Below are 14,588 nucleotides of genomic sequence, written 5' to 3' on the forward strand. Positions count from 1 at the left end.
TGTCACTAATCATGGCCAGCGGTTCGTGACGACGGTCACGGGGAGGGTTGGTCGGTTCATGGGGTCCTGCACGTCCCGCCGTGCTCGGTTCGCGGCGTCCTTGCTCGCGATCGCCGTCGCGTTCGGCGCATCGCTCACTTCGGTCGCGCCGGGCGCCCAGGCTGCTCCGGCAGCTGCTCCGGCTGTCCGGGGTGCCGCCGCGACGCCGGACCCGTTCTTCACCTACACGGGCACCAAGCCGCTGGCGGACTACGCGCCCGGCACGGTGCTGAGGACGCGGACGGTGCCCTACAGCGTGGCGGGCCTCGACCTGCCGCTCACCGTCGTGCAGGTCCTCTTCCGCACGACCGACGCCCGCGGCCGGGCGGTCGCCGGGGTGACCTCGGTGATCAAGCCGCCGACCGGTACGGCGACCCGCGTGGTCTCCTACCAGTCGTTCTACGACTCCCTCGACCCCGAGCACGGGCCCTCGCGCGCCTTCACCGGTGCGCGGACGCTGGGCGCGATGCCCGCGCACGTCGAGACGCTGCTGGTGTCGTCCTTCCTGCTGCAGGGCTACGCGATCGTCATGGCGGACACGCAGGGGCCGACGGCCGACTTCGCCGCCGGTCCCGAGTACGGCTATGTCACCCTCGACTCGATCCGCGCGGTCCTCCGGGCGAGCGGCACCGGCATCGCCCCCACCGCCAAGGTCGGCCTGCTCGGCTACTCCGGCGGCGCGATCGCCACCAACTGGGCGTCCACGCTCGCGCCGTCGTACGCGCCCGACGTCAACCGCCGGCTGGTCGGCGCCGCCGAGGGCGGCGTGCTGGTGCGGCCCTCGGCCAATCTCGGGTACGTCGACGGCTCGATGGTCTGGGCCGGCGTGATGCCGATGGCCGTCGTCGGGGTGGCCCGGGCCTACGGGATCGACCTGACGCCGTACCTCAGCGACTACGGCAAGCAGGTCTACGCCAAGCTCCAGAAGGCCTCGATCAGCCAGGTGCTCGGCGCCTACCCGGGCCTGACCTGGAAGCAGCTCACCAAGCCGGCGTACGCCGACCCGGCCGACATCCCGGTCTTCGTGACGACGGTCAACAAGCTCAACCTGGGCAGCCGGCCGAGCCCGACGGTGCCGATGTTCATCGGCCAGGGCACCGGCGGCGAGCTCGAGGGCACGCCGGGCACCAAGGCCGGGCTCGGCCGGGGCGACGGCGTGATGGTGGCCGGCGACGTGCGCACCCTCGCGCGGCAGTACTGCGCCGACGGCACCCGCGTGGTCCACCGCGAGTACCCGCTGAGCCACTTCACGTCGGTGCCGCTGTGGCTGCCCGAGGCGATCGGCTGGCTGGGCGCGCGCTTCGCCGGCACGCCCGCGCCGAGCAACTGCGCGACGATCCGGCCGGGCAACCCGCTCACGCCGCTCGCCGCCTCCTGAGCGGGGCCGGCGCGCGCCGAGGCGCGGGCGCGTGGGTGTGATCTGTGACCCTCGCGCTTGCCGTCGTCGCAGGTCAGCGGCCATACTCCCAGAGAACTAGAACACGTTCTACATGGGGGCAAGGGTGTACGACTTCGAAGGCGAGCACGGAGGTGCTCCGGGAGGCGGGGCACCTGCGCGTGCCCTGATGCTCCTGGAGCTGCCGCGCTGGACGGTCGAGTACGGCGCCTCGCGCCTGCTCGACCTGGCCGCCGTGGCCCTGCCCGATCGCGACCTCGGCGCGGGCCGGCCGGTGCTGGTGCTGCCCGGGTTCTCGGCGCACGACCGGCTGACCGGACGCCTCCGCGGACACCTCGCGCAGCGCGGGTGGCAGGTGCACGGCTGGGAGCTCGGCAGCAACCACGGGCTGACCGAGAGGATCGTCACCGGCCTGCCGCAGCGCCTCGCCGAGGTCGCCGACCGGTACGACGAGCCGGTGGCCGTCGTGGGCTGGAGCTTCGGCGGCCTGCTGGCCCGCTGGCTCGCCCACGAGCACCCCGACCGGGTCCGGCAGGTCGTCTGCCTCGGCTCGCCGTGGCGCGCCGAGGGGGAGCGGACCCGTGCCACCGGGATGTTCGAGAAGTCGCGCGAGAAGCACGGGATCGTCGAGAACGCCCGTGAGATCGTCGACCTGCTGCGCGGGCCGGTTCCGGTGCCGCTCACCGCGGTGTGGTCGAGGACCGACGGGATCGTGCCCTGGCGCGGCTGCACCGTGGACGAGCAGGTCGAGCCTCCCGCCGAGAATGTGGAAGTCGTGAGCAGCCATGTCGGGATGGTCGCCAACCCGCTGGTGCTCTCCGTCGTCGTCGACCGGCTCCGGCAGGACCCGGCCGCGTGGGAGCCCTTCGCCTGGCGCAACGTCCTGCCCGGGCTCCCCGGAGCAGCGTCGTGAGCGCGCTGGAGCGACGCGACCCGACGTACGTCGCCAGCGCGCTGCCGCTGCTCAAGCTGGCCATGAAGGCCTACTTCCGCTCGAGCGTGTCCGGCATGGACAAGGTCCCCGACGGCGGAGCCCTCATCGTCGGCAACCACTCCGGCGGGCTGATGCCGATGGACGTGCCGATCATCGCGGTCTCCTTCGCCGAGACCTTCGGCGCCGACCGGCCGCTCTACTGCCTGGCGCACGACATGCTGTTCACCGGAGCCGCCGGCCCGGTGATGCGCAAGTTCGGGTTCGTCAACGCCACCCGGGAGGCCGCGCACGAGATCCTCACCGCCGGCGGTGTCACGATCGTCTTCCCCGGCGGCGACTACGACACCTTCCGGCCGACCCTCAAGGCCAATGTCGTCGACTTCAACGGGCGCACCGGCTACCTCCGCACGGCGTTGCGGGCGGGCGTGCCGATCGTGCCCGTCGTGTCGATCGGCGGCCAGGAGTCGCAGCTCTTCCTGACCCGCGGGGAGTGGCTGGGCAGGTACTCCCCGCTGCGCAGGCTGATGCGGACCGACCTCTTCCCGATCGGCTTCGGCTTCCCGTTCGGCCTGGTGCCCGCACCGCTGAACTTCCCGCTGCCGACCAAGATCACCACGCAGGTGCTGGACCCGATCAACATCGAGGCGGAGTTCGGGCCGGAGCCGGACCTCGCCGAGGTCGACGAGGTCGTGCGCGGGCGGATGCAGGACGCGCTGACGGAGATGTCTCGACAGCGACGCTTCCCGGTGCTGGGGTGATGGTCGTGCTCCACCGGATCCGCACGCAGCTGTGGGTGTTCAAGGTCCTCGTCGCGACGCGGATGCTGGTGCTGATGAGCCCGGCGAAGTACGTCCGCCTGGTGCGGATCCTGCGCGAGCAGGGGACCAACGCCACGACGAGCTTCGCCCTCGCCGCCGTACGACGCCCGCACGGCACCGGCCTCGTGGACGAGCGCGGCGCGCTGACCTGGCAGGAGCTGCAGGACCGCTCCGCGGCGCTGGCCGCCGGGCTCCTCGCGACAACCGGTGCTGACGACGCGCGCATCGAAACCGTGGCGATCCTGTGCCGCAACCACCGTGGCTTCGTCGACGCGCTGCTCGCCAACTCGCGGCTCGGCGGCAGCGCGCTGCTGCTGAACACCGGCTTCTCCGGACCGCAGCTGGCCGACGTGATGGAGCGCGAGGGCGCCCGCGTCATCCTGTACGACGAGGAGTTCGCCGGCGTCGTCGCGGACGCCCGGTCCCGCATCGACGGACTGGTCGAGGTCCTCGGCTGGACCGACTCACCCGTCCCCACCGGGGTCCTGAGCATCGAGGGCCTGATCGAGGCACACGCCGGACAGGCGCCGCCGAAGCCGGCCACCCGCGGCCGGGTCGTGCTGCTCACCTCCGGCACGACCGGCACGCCGAAGGGCGCCCGCCGCAGCGGGGGCGGCGCGGACGAGCTCGCCGGCATGCTGGAGATGATCCCGTGGCGCGGGGAGGAGACCGCCGTCGTCGCCGCGCCGATGTTCCACGCCTGGGGCTTCGGCCAGCTCGTGATCGCCGCGACCATGACCACCACGGTCGTCCTCCGCCGCAAGTTCGACCCGGAGGCCACGCTGGCGCTCGTCGACGAGCACCGCGCGACCGGCCTCAGCGTCGTACCCGTCATGCTGGAGCGGATCATGGAGCTGCCGCCCGCGGTCCTGGACCGCTACTCCCTGCGCAGCCTGCGCTTCGTGTCGGCCAGCGGCTCGCGGATGAAGCCGCAGTCGGTCATCGCCTTCATGGACCGCTTCGGCGACGTCGTGCACAACAGCTACAACGCCACCGAGGCGGGGCAGATCAGCGTCGCCCAGCCGGCCGACCTCCGGCACGCGCCGGACACCGCGGGCCGGCCGGTGCGCGGCACCCTGCTGCGGGTGGTCGACGACAACGGCCGCGATGTCGGGCCCGAGGTGGTGGGACGGATCCTGGTCCGCGGTGCCTCGCCCTTCGACGGCTACACCGCCGGCGCCGAGAAGGACTTCATCGACGGCTACATGGTCAGCGGCGACGTCGGCCGGCTCGACGCCGACGGGCGGCTCTACGTGGTCGGGCGCGACGACGACATGATCGTGTCGGGCGGCGAGAACGTCTACCCGATCGAGGTCGAGAAGGTCCTCGGAGCCCACCCAGCCGTCCGCGAGGTGGTGGTCGTCGGGGTCGACGACGAGGCGTTCGGCCAGCGACTGGCGGCGTACGTCGCCGTGCAGCACGGCAGCGAGGCGCCCACCGTCGACGACCTGAAGGCCCATGTGCGCGACCGGCTCGCCGGCTACAAGGTGCCACGCGATGTCGTCTTCCTCGACGCGCTGCCCCGCAACGCCTCGGGCAAGATCATGGTCCGCGAGCTGCCCGGGTTGGCGTCGTGAACGGCGGGAGGGTCCGCCCGGCGATCGAGCGGATGACGGGCTTCGACGCGGGCTTCCTCTACATGGAGACCCCGTCGGTCCACATGCACACCCTCAAGATCGCCATCCTCGAGGCCGACGACGCCCTGTCGTACGACGCCTTCGTGGCCGGCATCCTGGCCCGGCTCAAGCGGCTGCCACCGCTGCGGCGCCGGGTCGTGGAGGTGCCCTTCGGGCTCAACCACCCGGTGTGGGTGACCCAGCGCCGGATCGACGTGCCCCACCACATCCGCCGGCACCGGATCGGCGGCCCCGACAACGAGGGGAGCATGCACGACCTCGAGCAGCTCATCGGGATCATCGCCAGCACGCCGCTGCACCGCGACCGGCCGCTGTGGGAGCTGCACTACTGCGAGGGCCTGGAGGGCGGCAGGGTCGCCGTCGTCGGCAAGATGCACCACGCGCTCGCCGACGGCGCGGCCGCCAACGCGCTGCTCGCCAATGTCACCGACGTGCGCTCCGCCGCCACGCCCGAGGCGGTGCAGGAGGAGTACGCCACCACCGACAGGCTGCCCAGCAAGGTCAACCTGCTGCGCCACGCCTGGGCCGACGCGGCCCGCCAGCTCCTCGACCTCCCCGACCTGCTGCGGCGTACCTTCCGCGGTGTGCGCGGTGTGGTCCGCGCCCGACGTGCCGGGGCGAACGCACCGGTGCCGGTCCTGCACGCGCCCCGGGTCTCCTTCAACGGCGCGCTCACGCCGCTGCGCTCCTTCGCCACGGTGACGCTCCCGCTCGCCGAGCTCAAGCGGATCCGCCTGCAGCACGACGGCGTCACCCTCAACGACATCGTCCTCGCCACGACGTCGGGTGCGCTGCGCCGCTGGCTGGCCGCCCACGACGAGCACCCGGCGTCCTCCCTGCTCGCCGGTGTCCCGGTGAGCACGGACGAGCGCGGCGCCGTCCCGCGGCTCGGCGGCAACCAGGTCTCCAACCTGTTCACCACGCTGGCCACCGACGTCGACGATCCGGTCCAGCGGCTGCGCAGGATCTCCGAGACCACGGCCCACGCCAAGGAGATCCACGCCCAGCTCGGCGCCTCGATCCTCGTCGACTGGTCGCAGTTCACGCCGCCGCGCCCGTTCGCCGCGGCGGTGCGTGCCTACTCGAGGCTCCGCGCGGCATCCTGGCACCCGGCGGCCTTCTCGGCGATCGTGTCCAACGTCCCGGGACCGCGCGAGCCCGCCGCCGTCGGGGGAGCGCGCCTGGCCGACCTGTTCAGCGTCGGCCCGCTCGTCGACGGCATCGGCCTCAACGTGACCGTCTGGTCCTATGTCGACCGGATGAACTTCTCGCTCCTCGCCTGCCCCGACCTGCTGCCGGACGTGCAGGTGCTGGCGTCGTACTTCCCCGCGGCGCTGGCCGAGCTCGACCTCGAGCCGCCGGCGTCCTCCGAGACCCCCGACCAGAGGATCAGTTCTTGACGACGCAGGTGATGAAGTCCGCCGGCCGCCACGCGCTGAAGGGCTCGTTCGTCGCTGCCCGCGCGGGCGGCAAGGCTGCCGTGTACGGCGTCCGTGCGGGCATCCGCCGCACCCAGCGCTTCCCGGCGCTGCCCGACCTGCCCGACGGCCGGTACGTCGACCTGCCGGGCCGCGGCGAGGCGTTCGTCGTCGACACCGGGGCGCCCGAGGGTCGGCCCGACGCGCCGGTGCTGCTGCTCTTCCACGGGCTCGCCACGACGTCGTACCTCACGTGGTTCAGCACGATCGACGAGCTGCGCGCCGACCACCGCATCGTGATGCTCGACCAGCGCTGGCACGGGCGCGGGATCGTGTCCGAGCGGTTCTCACTCGAGGACTGCGTCGACGACGCCGCGCTGGTGCTCGACGAGCTCGGCATCGACCGCGTGATCGCGGTCGGCTACTCGATGGGCGGCGCCCTGGCCCAGCTGTTCTGGCGTCGGCACGGCGAGCGGACGGCGGGCCTCGTGCTCGCCTCGACCGCGGCGTGCTGGAGGGCGAACCTCGGCGACGCGATGTTCTACCCGGTCCTCGGGGCGGCCAACGCCCGCTTCCGCGAGCACTACCGTGCGCGGGTCCAGGAGGTGCGTTCCTCCCTGGCCGAGGCCGCCGTCGTCGGCGGGGAGATGTCGACCTGGGCGTGGGCGGAGTTCCGCAGCACCAGCGCCTGGGCGATGCCGGAGGTGCTCGGCACGCTCGGCGGCTTCGACGCCCGGCCGTGGCTGGGGGAGATCGACGTCCCGACGGCCGTCGTGGTCACCGCGCGCGACCACGCGATCGCGACGGCCCGCCAGCGGGCGATGGCCGCCGCCATCCCGGGCGCGAGCGTGCACGAGTCACCCGGCGGGCACGCCTCGGTGGTCTTCGACGTGCACCGCTGGCGGCCGGTGTTCCTCGCGGCCGTGGCGGAGGTCGTGGAGCGGGTCGGCTGACTCAGCTCTGGTGCACGTAGGAGTCGAGCTGGTCGCGCTCGAACTGCAGCTGGTCGATCTTGTGCTTGACCAGGTCGCCGATGCTGACGATCCCGACGACCCGGCCGTCCTGCGCGGCGGGGATGTGGCGGAACCGGAGCTCGGTCATCACCTGCATCACCTCGTCGAGGTCGTCGTCGGGGGAGCAGGTGCGCACCTCGGTCGTCATGATCGCCGACACGACGTTGTTGATCACGGTGCCGTCGTGGTGGAGGGTCCGGACGACGTCGCGCTCGGAGACGATGCCGTCGAGCGTCGTACCGTCGGAGCTGACCACCACCGCACCGATGTTGTGCTCCGCGAGCGTCGCGAGCAGCTCGCGCACACCCGCGTCGGGACGGATGGTCACGACGTCCTTGAGGGACTTCGACTGGAGCACGTCACTGATGCGCATGTGACGCAGGTTACTCGGAGGTGGGTGTTCCGTCACTGGTCTCGTCGGACGGGCGGTGGCGGCGCGAGCGCAGGTCGGACACGCTGCCCGGCCCGGTCCGCGGCCAGTCCGGGTCGTCGTCGCCGCCGGTCGTGCTGCCGATGAAGGACAGGGCCGCCTCGTGCAGGTGGCCGTTGGTGGCCAGCGCGTTGCCGCCCCACGGGCCCTCGCGGCCGTCGAGAGAGGTGAACCGGCCCCCGGCCTCGCGCACGATGATGTCGAGCGCGGCCATGTCGTAGACCTCGAGCTCCGGCTCGGCCGCCAGGTCGACGGCGCCCTCGGCGAGGAGCATGTAGGACCAGAAGTCGCCGTAGGCGCGGGTCCGCCACACGCGGCGCAGCAGGGCGAGCAGGTCCTCGCCGATGCCGCGGTCCTCCCAGCCGCTGATGGAGGAGTAGGAGAACGACGCGTCCTCGAGGCGGCGTACGTCGGAGACGTGGCACTGCGTGGCCTTCATCAGCGACTTGCCGGTCCACGCGCCCTGGTCCTTCGAGGCCCACCAGCGCCGCTGCAGGGCCGGCGCGGAGACGACGCCGAGCACGACCTCGTCGTCGACGACGAGGGAGATCAGCGTCGCCCAGACGGGCACGCCGCGCACGTAGTTCTTGGTGCCGTCGATCGGGTCGATGATCCAGCGTCGCTGCGAGTGCCCGGACGTGCCCTGCTCCTCGCCGGTGACGGCGTCGCGGCTGCGCGCTCGGGAGAGGGTACGACGGATCGACTCCTCGACGGCCTGGTCGGCGTCGGTCACGGGGGTGAGGTCCGGCTTGCTCATGACGTGGAGGTCGAGCGCCCGGAAGCGAGCCTGGGTGAGCGAGTCCGCGTCGTCGGCGAGCAGGTGCGCCAGGCGCAGGTCGTCGGTGTAGTCGGGTGCGGCCACAGGGGCACCCTAGCCGTGTCGCCGCTGGTGGCGGTTGGCGCGGTAGTGCACTCTTCAACCATGGAGATCAACGGGGTCCCCCTCCACCCGCTCGTCGTCCACTCGGCGGTGGTCTTCACGCCGCTCGCCTGCCTCGCGGCCCTGGCCTACGGCGTCCCGTCGTGGCGCGACCGGCTGCGCTGGCCCCTGGTCGTCCTCGCGGTGATCTCGGTCGTCAGCATCTGGGTCGCCTACCTGTCGGGCGAGGACCTGCGCGACGAGCGCTTCGCCCAGGCGAGCGGGCCGTTCCTCGAGCGGCTGCAGGACCACGAGGACTGGGCTGCGAAGCTGCGCATCGGCGCCACGGTGTTCGGCGTCCTCGCCTTCGCCGCCGCGTGGTTCCACACCCGCACCGGCGCCGTCCGCACCACCCTGACCGGCCTCACCGCCCTCGGTGCCGTGGTCACCCTCGTCCTCGTCTTCCTCACCGGCGACGCCGGCGCCCAGGCCACCTGGGAGATCGACTCCTGACCCTTTCAGGCCGACTTGCCACTTTCGCTGGTCGACTTGCCACCCATCGGGGGCGAGTTGCCGGCGAATCGGGTCGAGTCGCCGGGCGGCGGGTCAGTAGTCGGTGACGGAGCGGGCGGCGAGGAGCCGCCGGAAGGACGCGACCCGCTCGGGATCGGCCTCGCCGTTCGCGACCGCCTCGTCGAGCCCGCACTCGGGCTCGTCCTCGCCGTGGGTGCAGCCGCGCGGGCAGTCCTCGGTCATCTCGTCGAGGTCGGGGAAGGCCTCGATCAGGTGCTCGGGCTGGACGTGGGCGAGCCCGAAGGAGCGGATGCCGGGGGTGTCGATGATCCAGCCGTCGCCGTCGGTGAGCGGCAGCATCAGCGCGGACGTCGAGGTGTGCCGGCCCTGACCGGTCACGGCGTTCACGTGGCCGGTCTCGCGTCGCGCGTCGGGCACGAGGGCGTTGACGAGGGTGGACTTCCCGACGCCGCTGTGGCCGATCAGCACGCTGGTCTCGCCGCGCAGCCGGTCGTGCAGCGCGTCGAGCCCGATGATGGTCCGGTCGGCGTCGCGGCGGGTGACCTCCCACGGCACCCCCAGCGAGCGGTACGTCGACAGCAGGGTCTCGGGGTCCTCGAGGTCGGCCTTGGTGAGGCAGAGCAGCGGGGCCATCCCGCCGTCGTACGCCGCCACCAGTGCGCGGTCGATCCACCGTGGCCGGGGCTCGGGGTCGGCGAGGGCGGTGACGATGACGAGCTGGGTGACGTTGGCGACGATCACCCGCTCGACCGGGTCGTCGTCGTCGGCGGTACGACGAAGGGTGCTGGTCCGCTCGAGGACCTCCACGATCCGGGCGAGTGACCCGTCGGCGCCGGACACGTCGCCGACGACGCGCACGCGGTCACCCACGACGACGCCCTTGCGGCCGAGCGGGCGGGCCTTCATGGCCATCACGGTGCGGTCGTCGATCAGCAGCGTGAACCGGCCGCGGTCGACGGTGACGACGAGCCCCTCGACGGCGTCGTCGTGGGAGGGCCGGTCCTTCGTCCGGGGGCGGGTACGACGGCGCGGACGGTCGTAGTGCTCGACGTCGTGCTCGTCGTACCTGCCCATCAGATCCTCAGAACAGCCCGGACCAGAAGCCGGCGAAGTCGGGGAAGGTCTTGCTGGTGGTGGCGACGTTCTCCACCAGCACGCCGGGGACGGCAGCGCCGATGATCACGCCGGCGTGGGCCATCCGGTGGTCGGCATAGGTGTGGAACACCCCGCCGGTCAGCGGGGCGGGCCGGATCGTCAGGCCGTCCGGGTGCTCGTCGACGTCGGCGCCGAGGGAGCCGAGCTCGGTCGCCAGCGCGGCGAGCCGGTCGGTCTCGTGGCCGCGGATGTGCGCGATCCCGGTGAGCTGCGACGGCGTCTGCGCGAGGGCGCACAGCGCGGCGATCGCGGGCGCCAGCTCGCCGACGTCGTGGAGGTCGGCCTGCAGGCCCTGCAGTCCCCGCCAGCCGTCCGTCGGCCCGGTGACCCGCAGCCCGTCGTCGACGCGCGCGACGGTGCAGCCCATCTGTGCCAGCAGGTCGCGCAGTGTGTCGCCGGCCTGGGTGGTCGAGGACGGCCAGTCGCGCACGGTGACGGATCCGCCCGAGACCGCCGCCAGAGCAAGGAAGGGCGCGGCGTTGGAGAGGTCCGGCTCGATCGCCTCGTCGTACGCCGCGACCGGGCCGGGGGCGACCGCCCAGCGGTTGGCCTCGCTGTCGTCGACCGCGACGCCGCGGTCGCGCAGCATCGCGATCGTCATCTCGATGTGGGGCAGTGAGGGGATCGGCTTGCCATCGTGGCGTACGTCGACGCCGGCGCCGAAGCGCGCCCCGGCGAGCAGCAGCGCGGACACGAACTGCGACGACGCCGACGCGTCGATGACCACCGTGCCGCCCGCGACCGAGCCGGTGCCGGCGATGGTGAAGGGGAGCGCGTCGGCGTCGGAGACGGGCACGCCGAGTCCGCGCAGGGCGGTGAGGATCTCGCCGACCGGGCGCTTGCGCATGTGCTCGTCGCCGTCGAAGGCCACCTCGCCGGCGACGAGCCCGGTGATCGGCGGCACGAAGCGCATCACCGTGCCGGCGAGCCCGCAGTCGACCTCGGCGCGACCGCCGGGCACGGAGCCGCCGAGCGGCGTGACCGCCCAGTCGTCGCCGCTGGTGTCGACCGTGGCGCCCAGGGCGGTGAGCGCCTGCGCCATCAGGAGGGTGTCGCGCGAGCGCAGCGCCCGTCGTACGACGGACGGGCCGTCGGCGATCGCGGCGAGGACCAGCGCGCGGTTGGTGAGCGACTTGCTGCCCGGGAGGCTCACGGTCGCGTCGACGGGGGAGGTGACGGTGGGCGCGGGCCAGGGGTCAGGAGTGCTCATCTCCCGCGAGAGTCTAGTGAACGCGCGCCTTGACCTTGGTGCCGAGGAGCGCGGCCTCGCGACGGGCGTCGTGCGCCGCGTGCGAGGCGCGCCACGCGATGCCCGGCTTGCCCGCCGTGTCGAGGGACGCGATGAGCAGTCCACCGGCCAGCGAGACGTTCTTCGCGAAGTGCACCAGCTGTGCCTTCCGGTCCTCGGGGGAGGACGCCTCCCAGAACCGGTGGTGCGCCGCGGTCGAGGGCAGCAGGGACGCGCCGAGGACCGCCGCGGAGAGTCGCGGTGCCTTGCCGGTGGCGAGCGCCGCGCCCGCCAGGAGCTGCAGCGCGCCGCTGACCCGGACCCACGTCGTGGGGTCCTGCGGCACGTGGACGGAGTCGGGCGTCGCGTTCTCGATCACGGGTCCGACCGCCTCGGCCACCGGGGCGACCTCCTTGGCGCGCGCGGGGGCGTCCTTGAGGTCCTGCACCCCGTTGGCGAGGAAGTACGACGCCAGGAGGGGACGGGCGAGGAGTCTGCTCAAAGCCATGGCTTCGCGGTACCCGGGGCGCGTCGGCCCACACAGATACATTGGCAGCCATGTGCGGTCGCTACGCCTCGAGCCGGAGCCCCGAGGACATCGTCGAGGAGTTCGAGGTCCTCGACCCCCGTCTGGAGCGGGCGATCCCGCCGTCGTGGAATGTCGCGCCCACCGACGAGGTGTACGCCGTCATGGAGCGCCAGCCGCGCAACGAGGCCGGTGAGCGGGAGGGCGACCCGGTGCGCCAGCTGCGTGCGCTGCGCTGGGGGCTGGTGCCGTCGTGGGCGAAGGACGAGAAGATCGGCAGCCGGATGATCAACGCCCGGGTGGAGACGGTCGCCGAGAAGCCGGCGTTCCGCAGGGCGTTCGCCTCCCGGCGATGCATCGTGCCGGCGGACGGCTACTACGAGTGGTACGAGACCGAGCACAAGGACGCCAAGGGCAAGCTGCGGAAGCAGCCCTTCTTCATCACCCCCGGGGACGGCTCGATCCTCGCCATGGCGGGGCTCTACGAGATCTGGCGCGACAAGTCGGTCCCGGAGGACGCCGAGGGCGCATTCCGCTGGACCTGCACCGTGCTCACCACCGAGGCCACCGACGCGCTCGGCCGCATCCACGACCGGATGCCGCTGCTCGTCGACCGGGCCAGCCGCGAGCAGTGGCTCGACCCGCGGCACACGATCGACGACCTCTCCGCGCTGCTCACGCCGGCGCAGCAGGCCGGCCTCCGCGCCTACCCGGTCTCGACGGCCGTCGGCAATGTCGCCAACAACGGCCCCCAGTTGGTCGAGCCGCTGCCGCTCACGGGCGACACGGGCGACACGGGCGACACGGGGGAGCCGGACGAGACCGACGACGGCCAGGGGACGCTGCTGTGAGCGACGAGCGCCTCCTCCCCACCGTGTACGGCGAGGGCCGGCTCGTGATGCGCCGGGCGCGCCGGCCCGTGGTGACCCTCCTGCTGAGCCACGGCGCGGGAGGGGGCATCGAGGCGCGGGACCTCGCCGCCCTCGCCGCGGGGCTCCCGGGGCAGGGCGTCAACGTCGCGCTCTTCGAGCAGCCGTGGCGCCGGGCCGGCAAGAAGGTCGCCTCGCCGCCGGCCACGCTGGACGTCGGTCTCCGTGCGGCGGCCGACGCGCTGCGGGTGCGCACCCCGCTGGTGGTGGGGGGCCGCTCGGCCGGCGCCCGGTCGGCGGCCCGGACCGCGCGCGAGCTCGGTGCCCGCGGCTGCCTGGCGCTGTCGTTCCCGCTGCACCCGCCCGGGAAGCCGGAGAAGTCGCGGCTGGAGGAGCTCGAGCTCGCCGGGGTGCCGACGCTGGTGGTGCAGGGGGAGCGGGACCCGTTCGGGCGGCCCGAGGAGTTCCCCGACCCGCTGCCGGGTCGCACGGACCTGGCCGTCGTCCCGGGGGCCGACCACGGCCTCGCCGTACCCAAGCGGGGGCCGGTCAGCGAGGACGAGGCGATGGCGATCGTGGTGGAGTCGACGCTCGAGTGGATCATCCGCGAGGTCGTGGGGAATGCCGTCGCCAGGTGACGCGTTCCCTATTTCATGATCGCGACGCTCGAGAGGCCGCAGGCGACCAGCCGCGTAGGCTGGGACGCGATGACCGAGACCTCTGACCTCTCCTCCCTCGAACCCGACACGTTCGACTCCCTCGGTGACCCCGAGGTCGTCGACGTCGCCACCGAGACCCCCGAGGAGCGCGCCGCCCGCTTCGAGCGTGACGCGCTGCCCTTCCTCGACCAGCTCTACGGAGCGGCGATGCGGATGACCCGCAACCCCGCCGACGCGGAGGACCTGGTCCAGGAGACCTTCGCGAAGGCGTTCTCGGCCTTCCACCAGTTCAAGCCCGGCACCAACCTGAAGGCCTGGCTGTACCGGATCCTGACCAACACCTTCATCAACAACTACCGGAAGAAGCAGCGCCAGCCGCAGCAGTCCCTGGCCGGCGACACCGGTGACGTGGAGGACTGGCAGCTCGCGCGTGCCGAGTCGCACACCTCGACGGGCCTGAAGTCCGCCGAGATGGAGGCGCTCGAGCACCTTCCCGACAGCCAGGTGAAGGACGCCCTGCAGCGGCTGCCCGAGGAGTTCCGGCTCGCGGTCTACCTCGCCGATGTCGAGGGATTCGCCTACAAGGAGATCGCCGAGATCATGGACACCCCGATCGGGACCGTGATGTCCCGCCTGCACCGCGGTCGCCGCCAGCTGCGCGACATGCTCTCCGACTACGTCCGCACCGGCGGCGACGCGCCCCTCGAGGGAGGCAAGTGATGTCCCTTTCCACCGACGGGCACGCCGAGGGCCACGAGGGCCACGTCCACCTGCACGACGACCCGACGGGCGCCGACTGTGCCGACTTCCTCGAGCGCATCGTCCGGCTGATCGACAATGAGCTCGAGGCCGGTGACTGCGCGGTCGTCCGCGCCCACATCGACTCCTGCAGCCCCTGTCTGGAGCGCTACGACCTGCAGCGCACCGTGAAGGCCGTGGTCGCCCGCTCGTGCGGCGAGACCGCCCCCGAGGAGCTGCGCGCCAAGGTGCGGATCCAGATCCAGCAGATCCAGGTGCAGATCAGCGAGGGCTGACCCCTCGGCCGGACCGCCGGCTTCTGCCATGATCGCGGG

At 72.6% G+C, this 14,588-nt stretch carries 16 protein-coding genes; 11 read left to right on the forward strand and 5 right to left on the reverse strand.

Annotated features, from left to right (window positions below):
• The first annotated feature begins 100 nt into the window (after positions 1-100).
• The 6 genes from BJ993_RS19015 (at position 101) to BJ993_RS19040 (ending at position 7,195) form a co-directional block, all read left to right on the forward strand.
• Positions 101-1,417 carry a lipase family protein gene (locus BJ993_RS19015; protein WP_218864748.1) on the forward strand — a complete coding sequence of 439 codons (1,317 nt, stop codon included), beginning with the start codon at positions 101-103 and terminating at the stop codon, positions 1,415-1,417.
• Positions 1,418-1,604: 187 nt separating this feature from the next.
• Positions 1,605-2,348 (forward strand): esterase/lipase family protein, encoded by a 744-nt coding sequence (locus tag BJ993_RS19020; protein WP_179650584.1) that lies wholly within the window; start codon positions 1,605-1,607, stop codon positions 2,346-2,348.
• Positions 2,345-3,127 (forward strand): lysophospholipid acyltransferase family protein, encoded by a 783-nt coding sequence (locus BJ993_RS19025; RefSeq protein WP_218864749.1) that lies wholly within the window; start codon positions 2,345-2,347, stop codon positions 3,125-3,127. Before BJ993_RS19020 ends, BJ993_RS19025 begins: the two co-directional genes overlap by 4 nt.
• A gap of 5 nt (positions 3,128-3,132) precedes the next feature.
• The gene (locus tag BJ993_RS19030) at positions 3,133-4,764 is read left to right on the forward strand and encodes an AMP-binding protein (RefSeq protein WP_218864750.1); all 1,632 of its coding nucleotides are present in this window, start codon (positions 3,133-3,135) and stop codon (positions 4,762-4,764) included.
• Complete coding sequence (locus BJ993_RS19035) at positions 4,761-6,224, forward strand: WS/DGAT/MGAT family O-acyltransferase (RefSeq protein WP_179650588.1); 1,464 nt, start codon at positions 4,761-4,763, stop codon at positions 6,222-6,224. The genes BJ993_RS19030 and BJ993_RS19035 overlap by 4 nt, the downstream gene beginning before the upstream one ends.
• Positions 6,221-7,195, forward strand: a complete 975-nt coding sequence (locus tag BJ993_RS19040; protein WP_179650590.1) for an alpha/beta fold hydrolase — start codon at positions 6,221-6,223, stop codon at positions 7,193-7,195. Before BJ993_RS19035 ends, BJ993_RS19040 begins: the two co-directional genes overlap by 4 nt.
• 1 nt (position 7,196) lies before the next feature.
• Here the strand turns inward: BJ993_RS19040 and BJ993_RS19045 are convergent, their stop codons facing one another.
• Entirely contained in the window at positions 7,197-7,628 is a 432-nt protein-coding gene (locus BJ993_RS19045) for a CBS domain-containing protein (protein WP_036542017.1), read from the reverse strand.
• Between the two features lie 10 nt (positions 7,629-7,638).
• On the reverse strand, positions 7,639-8,547 hold the full coding sequence (locus tag BJ993_RS19050) for an inositol monophosphatase family protein (protein ID WP_179650591.1): 909 nt from the start codon (positions 8,545-8,547) through the stop codon (positions 7,639-7,641).
• A 60-nt stretch (positions 8,548-8,607) separates the two neighbouring features.
• Between BJ993_RS19050 and BJ993_RS19055 the strand changes: the two genes are divergently transcribed.
• Positions 8,608-9,057, forward strand: coding sequence for a DUF2231 domain-containing protein (locus BJ993_RS19055; protein ID WP_179650593.1), 450 nt, complete (start codon positions 8,608-8,610; stop codon positions 9,055-9,057).
• Between the two features lie 93 nt (positions 9,058-9,150).
• Here the strand turns inward: BJ993_RS19055 and rsgA are convergent, their stop codons facing one another.
• The 3 genes from rsgA to BJ993_RS19070 are packed head-to-tail and all read right to left on the reverse strand — an operon-like array spanning position 9,151 to position 11,969.
• The gene (gene rsgA, locus BJ993_RS19060) at positions 9,151-10,152 is read right to left on the reverse strand and encodes a ribosome small subunit-dependent GTPase A (protein ID WP_179650595.1); all 1,002 of its coding nucleotides are present in this window, start codon (positions 10,150-10,152) and stop codon (positions 9,151-9,153) included.
• Between the two features lie 7 nt (positions 10,153-10,159).
• The gene (gene aroA, locus BJ993_RS19065; protein WP_179650597.1) at positions 10,160-11,443 is read right to left on the reverse strand and encodes a 3-phosphoshikimate 1-carboxyvinyltransferase; all 1,284 of its coding nucleotides are present in this window, start codon (positions 11,441-11,443) and stop codon (positions 10,160-10,162) included.
• 13 nt (positions 11,444-11,456) lie between these two features.
• The gene (locus BJ993_RS19070; protein ID WP_179650599.1) at positions 11,457-11,969 is read right to left on the reverse strand and encodes a DoxX family membrane protein; all 513 of its coding nucleotides are present in this window, start codon (positions 11,967-11,969) and stop codon (positions 11,457-11,459) included.
• A 50-nt stretch (positions 11,970-12,019) separates the two neighbouring features.
• Here BJ993_RS19070 and BJ993_RS19075 point away from each other — a divergent pair, with 50 nt between their 5' ends.
• The 4 genes from BJ993_RS19075 (at position 12,020) to rsrA (ending at position 14,549) form a co-directional block, all read left to right on the forward strand.
• Positions 12,020-12,838: an SOS response-associated peptidase gene (locus BJ993_RS19075; RefSeq protein WP_179650600.1), complete on the forward strand. Its 819-nt coding sequence runs from the start codon at positions 12,020-12,022 to the stop codon at positions 12,836-12,838.
• Positions 12,835-13,494: an alpha/beta hydrolase family protein gene (locus BJ993_RS19080; RefSeq protein WP_036542029.1), complete on the forward strand. Its 660-nt coding sequence runs from the start codon at positions 12,835-12,837 to the stop codon at positions 13,492-13,494. Before BJ993_RS19075 ends, BJ993_RS19080 begins: the two co-directional genes overlap by 4 nt.
• Before the next feature lie 69 nt (positions 13,495-13,563).
• Positions 13,564-14,235 carry a sigma-70 family RNA polymerase sigma factor gene (locus BJ993_RS19085; RefSeq protein WP_051931874.1) on the forward strand — a complete coding sequence of 224 codons (672 nt, stop codon included), beginning with the start codon at positions 13,564-13,566 and terminating at the stop codon, positions 14,233-14,235.
• Positions 14,235-14,549: a mycothiol system anti-sigma-R factor gene (rsrA, locus tag BJ993_RS19090; RefSeq protein ID WP_051931691.1), complete on the forward strand. Its 315-nt coding sequence runs from the start codon at positions 14,235-14,237 to the stop codon at positions 14,547-14,549. The genes BJ993_RS19085 and rsrA overlap by 1 nt, the downstream gene beginning before the upstream one ends.
• The last annotated feature ends 39 nt before the right edge of the window (positions 14,550-14,588 follow it).

This window comes from Nocardioides aromaticivorans (genome assembly GCF_013408525.1).
Taxonomy (GTDB): Bacteria; Actinomycetota; Actinomycetes; order Propionibacteriales; family Nocardioidaceae; genus Nocardioides; species Nocardioides aromaticivorans.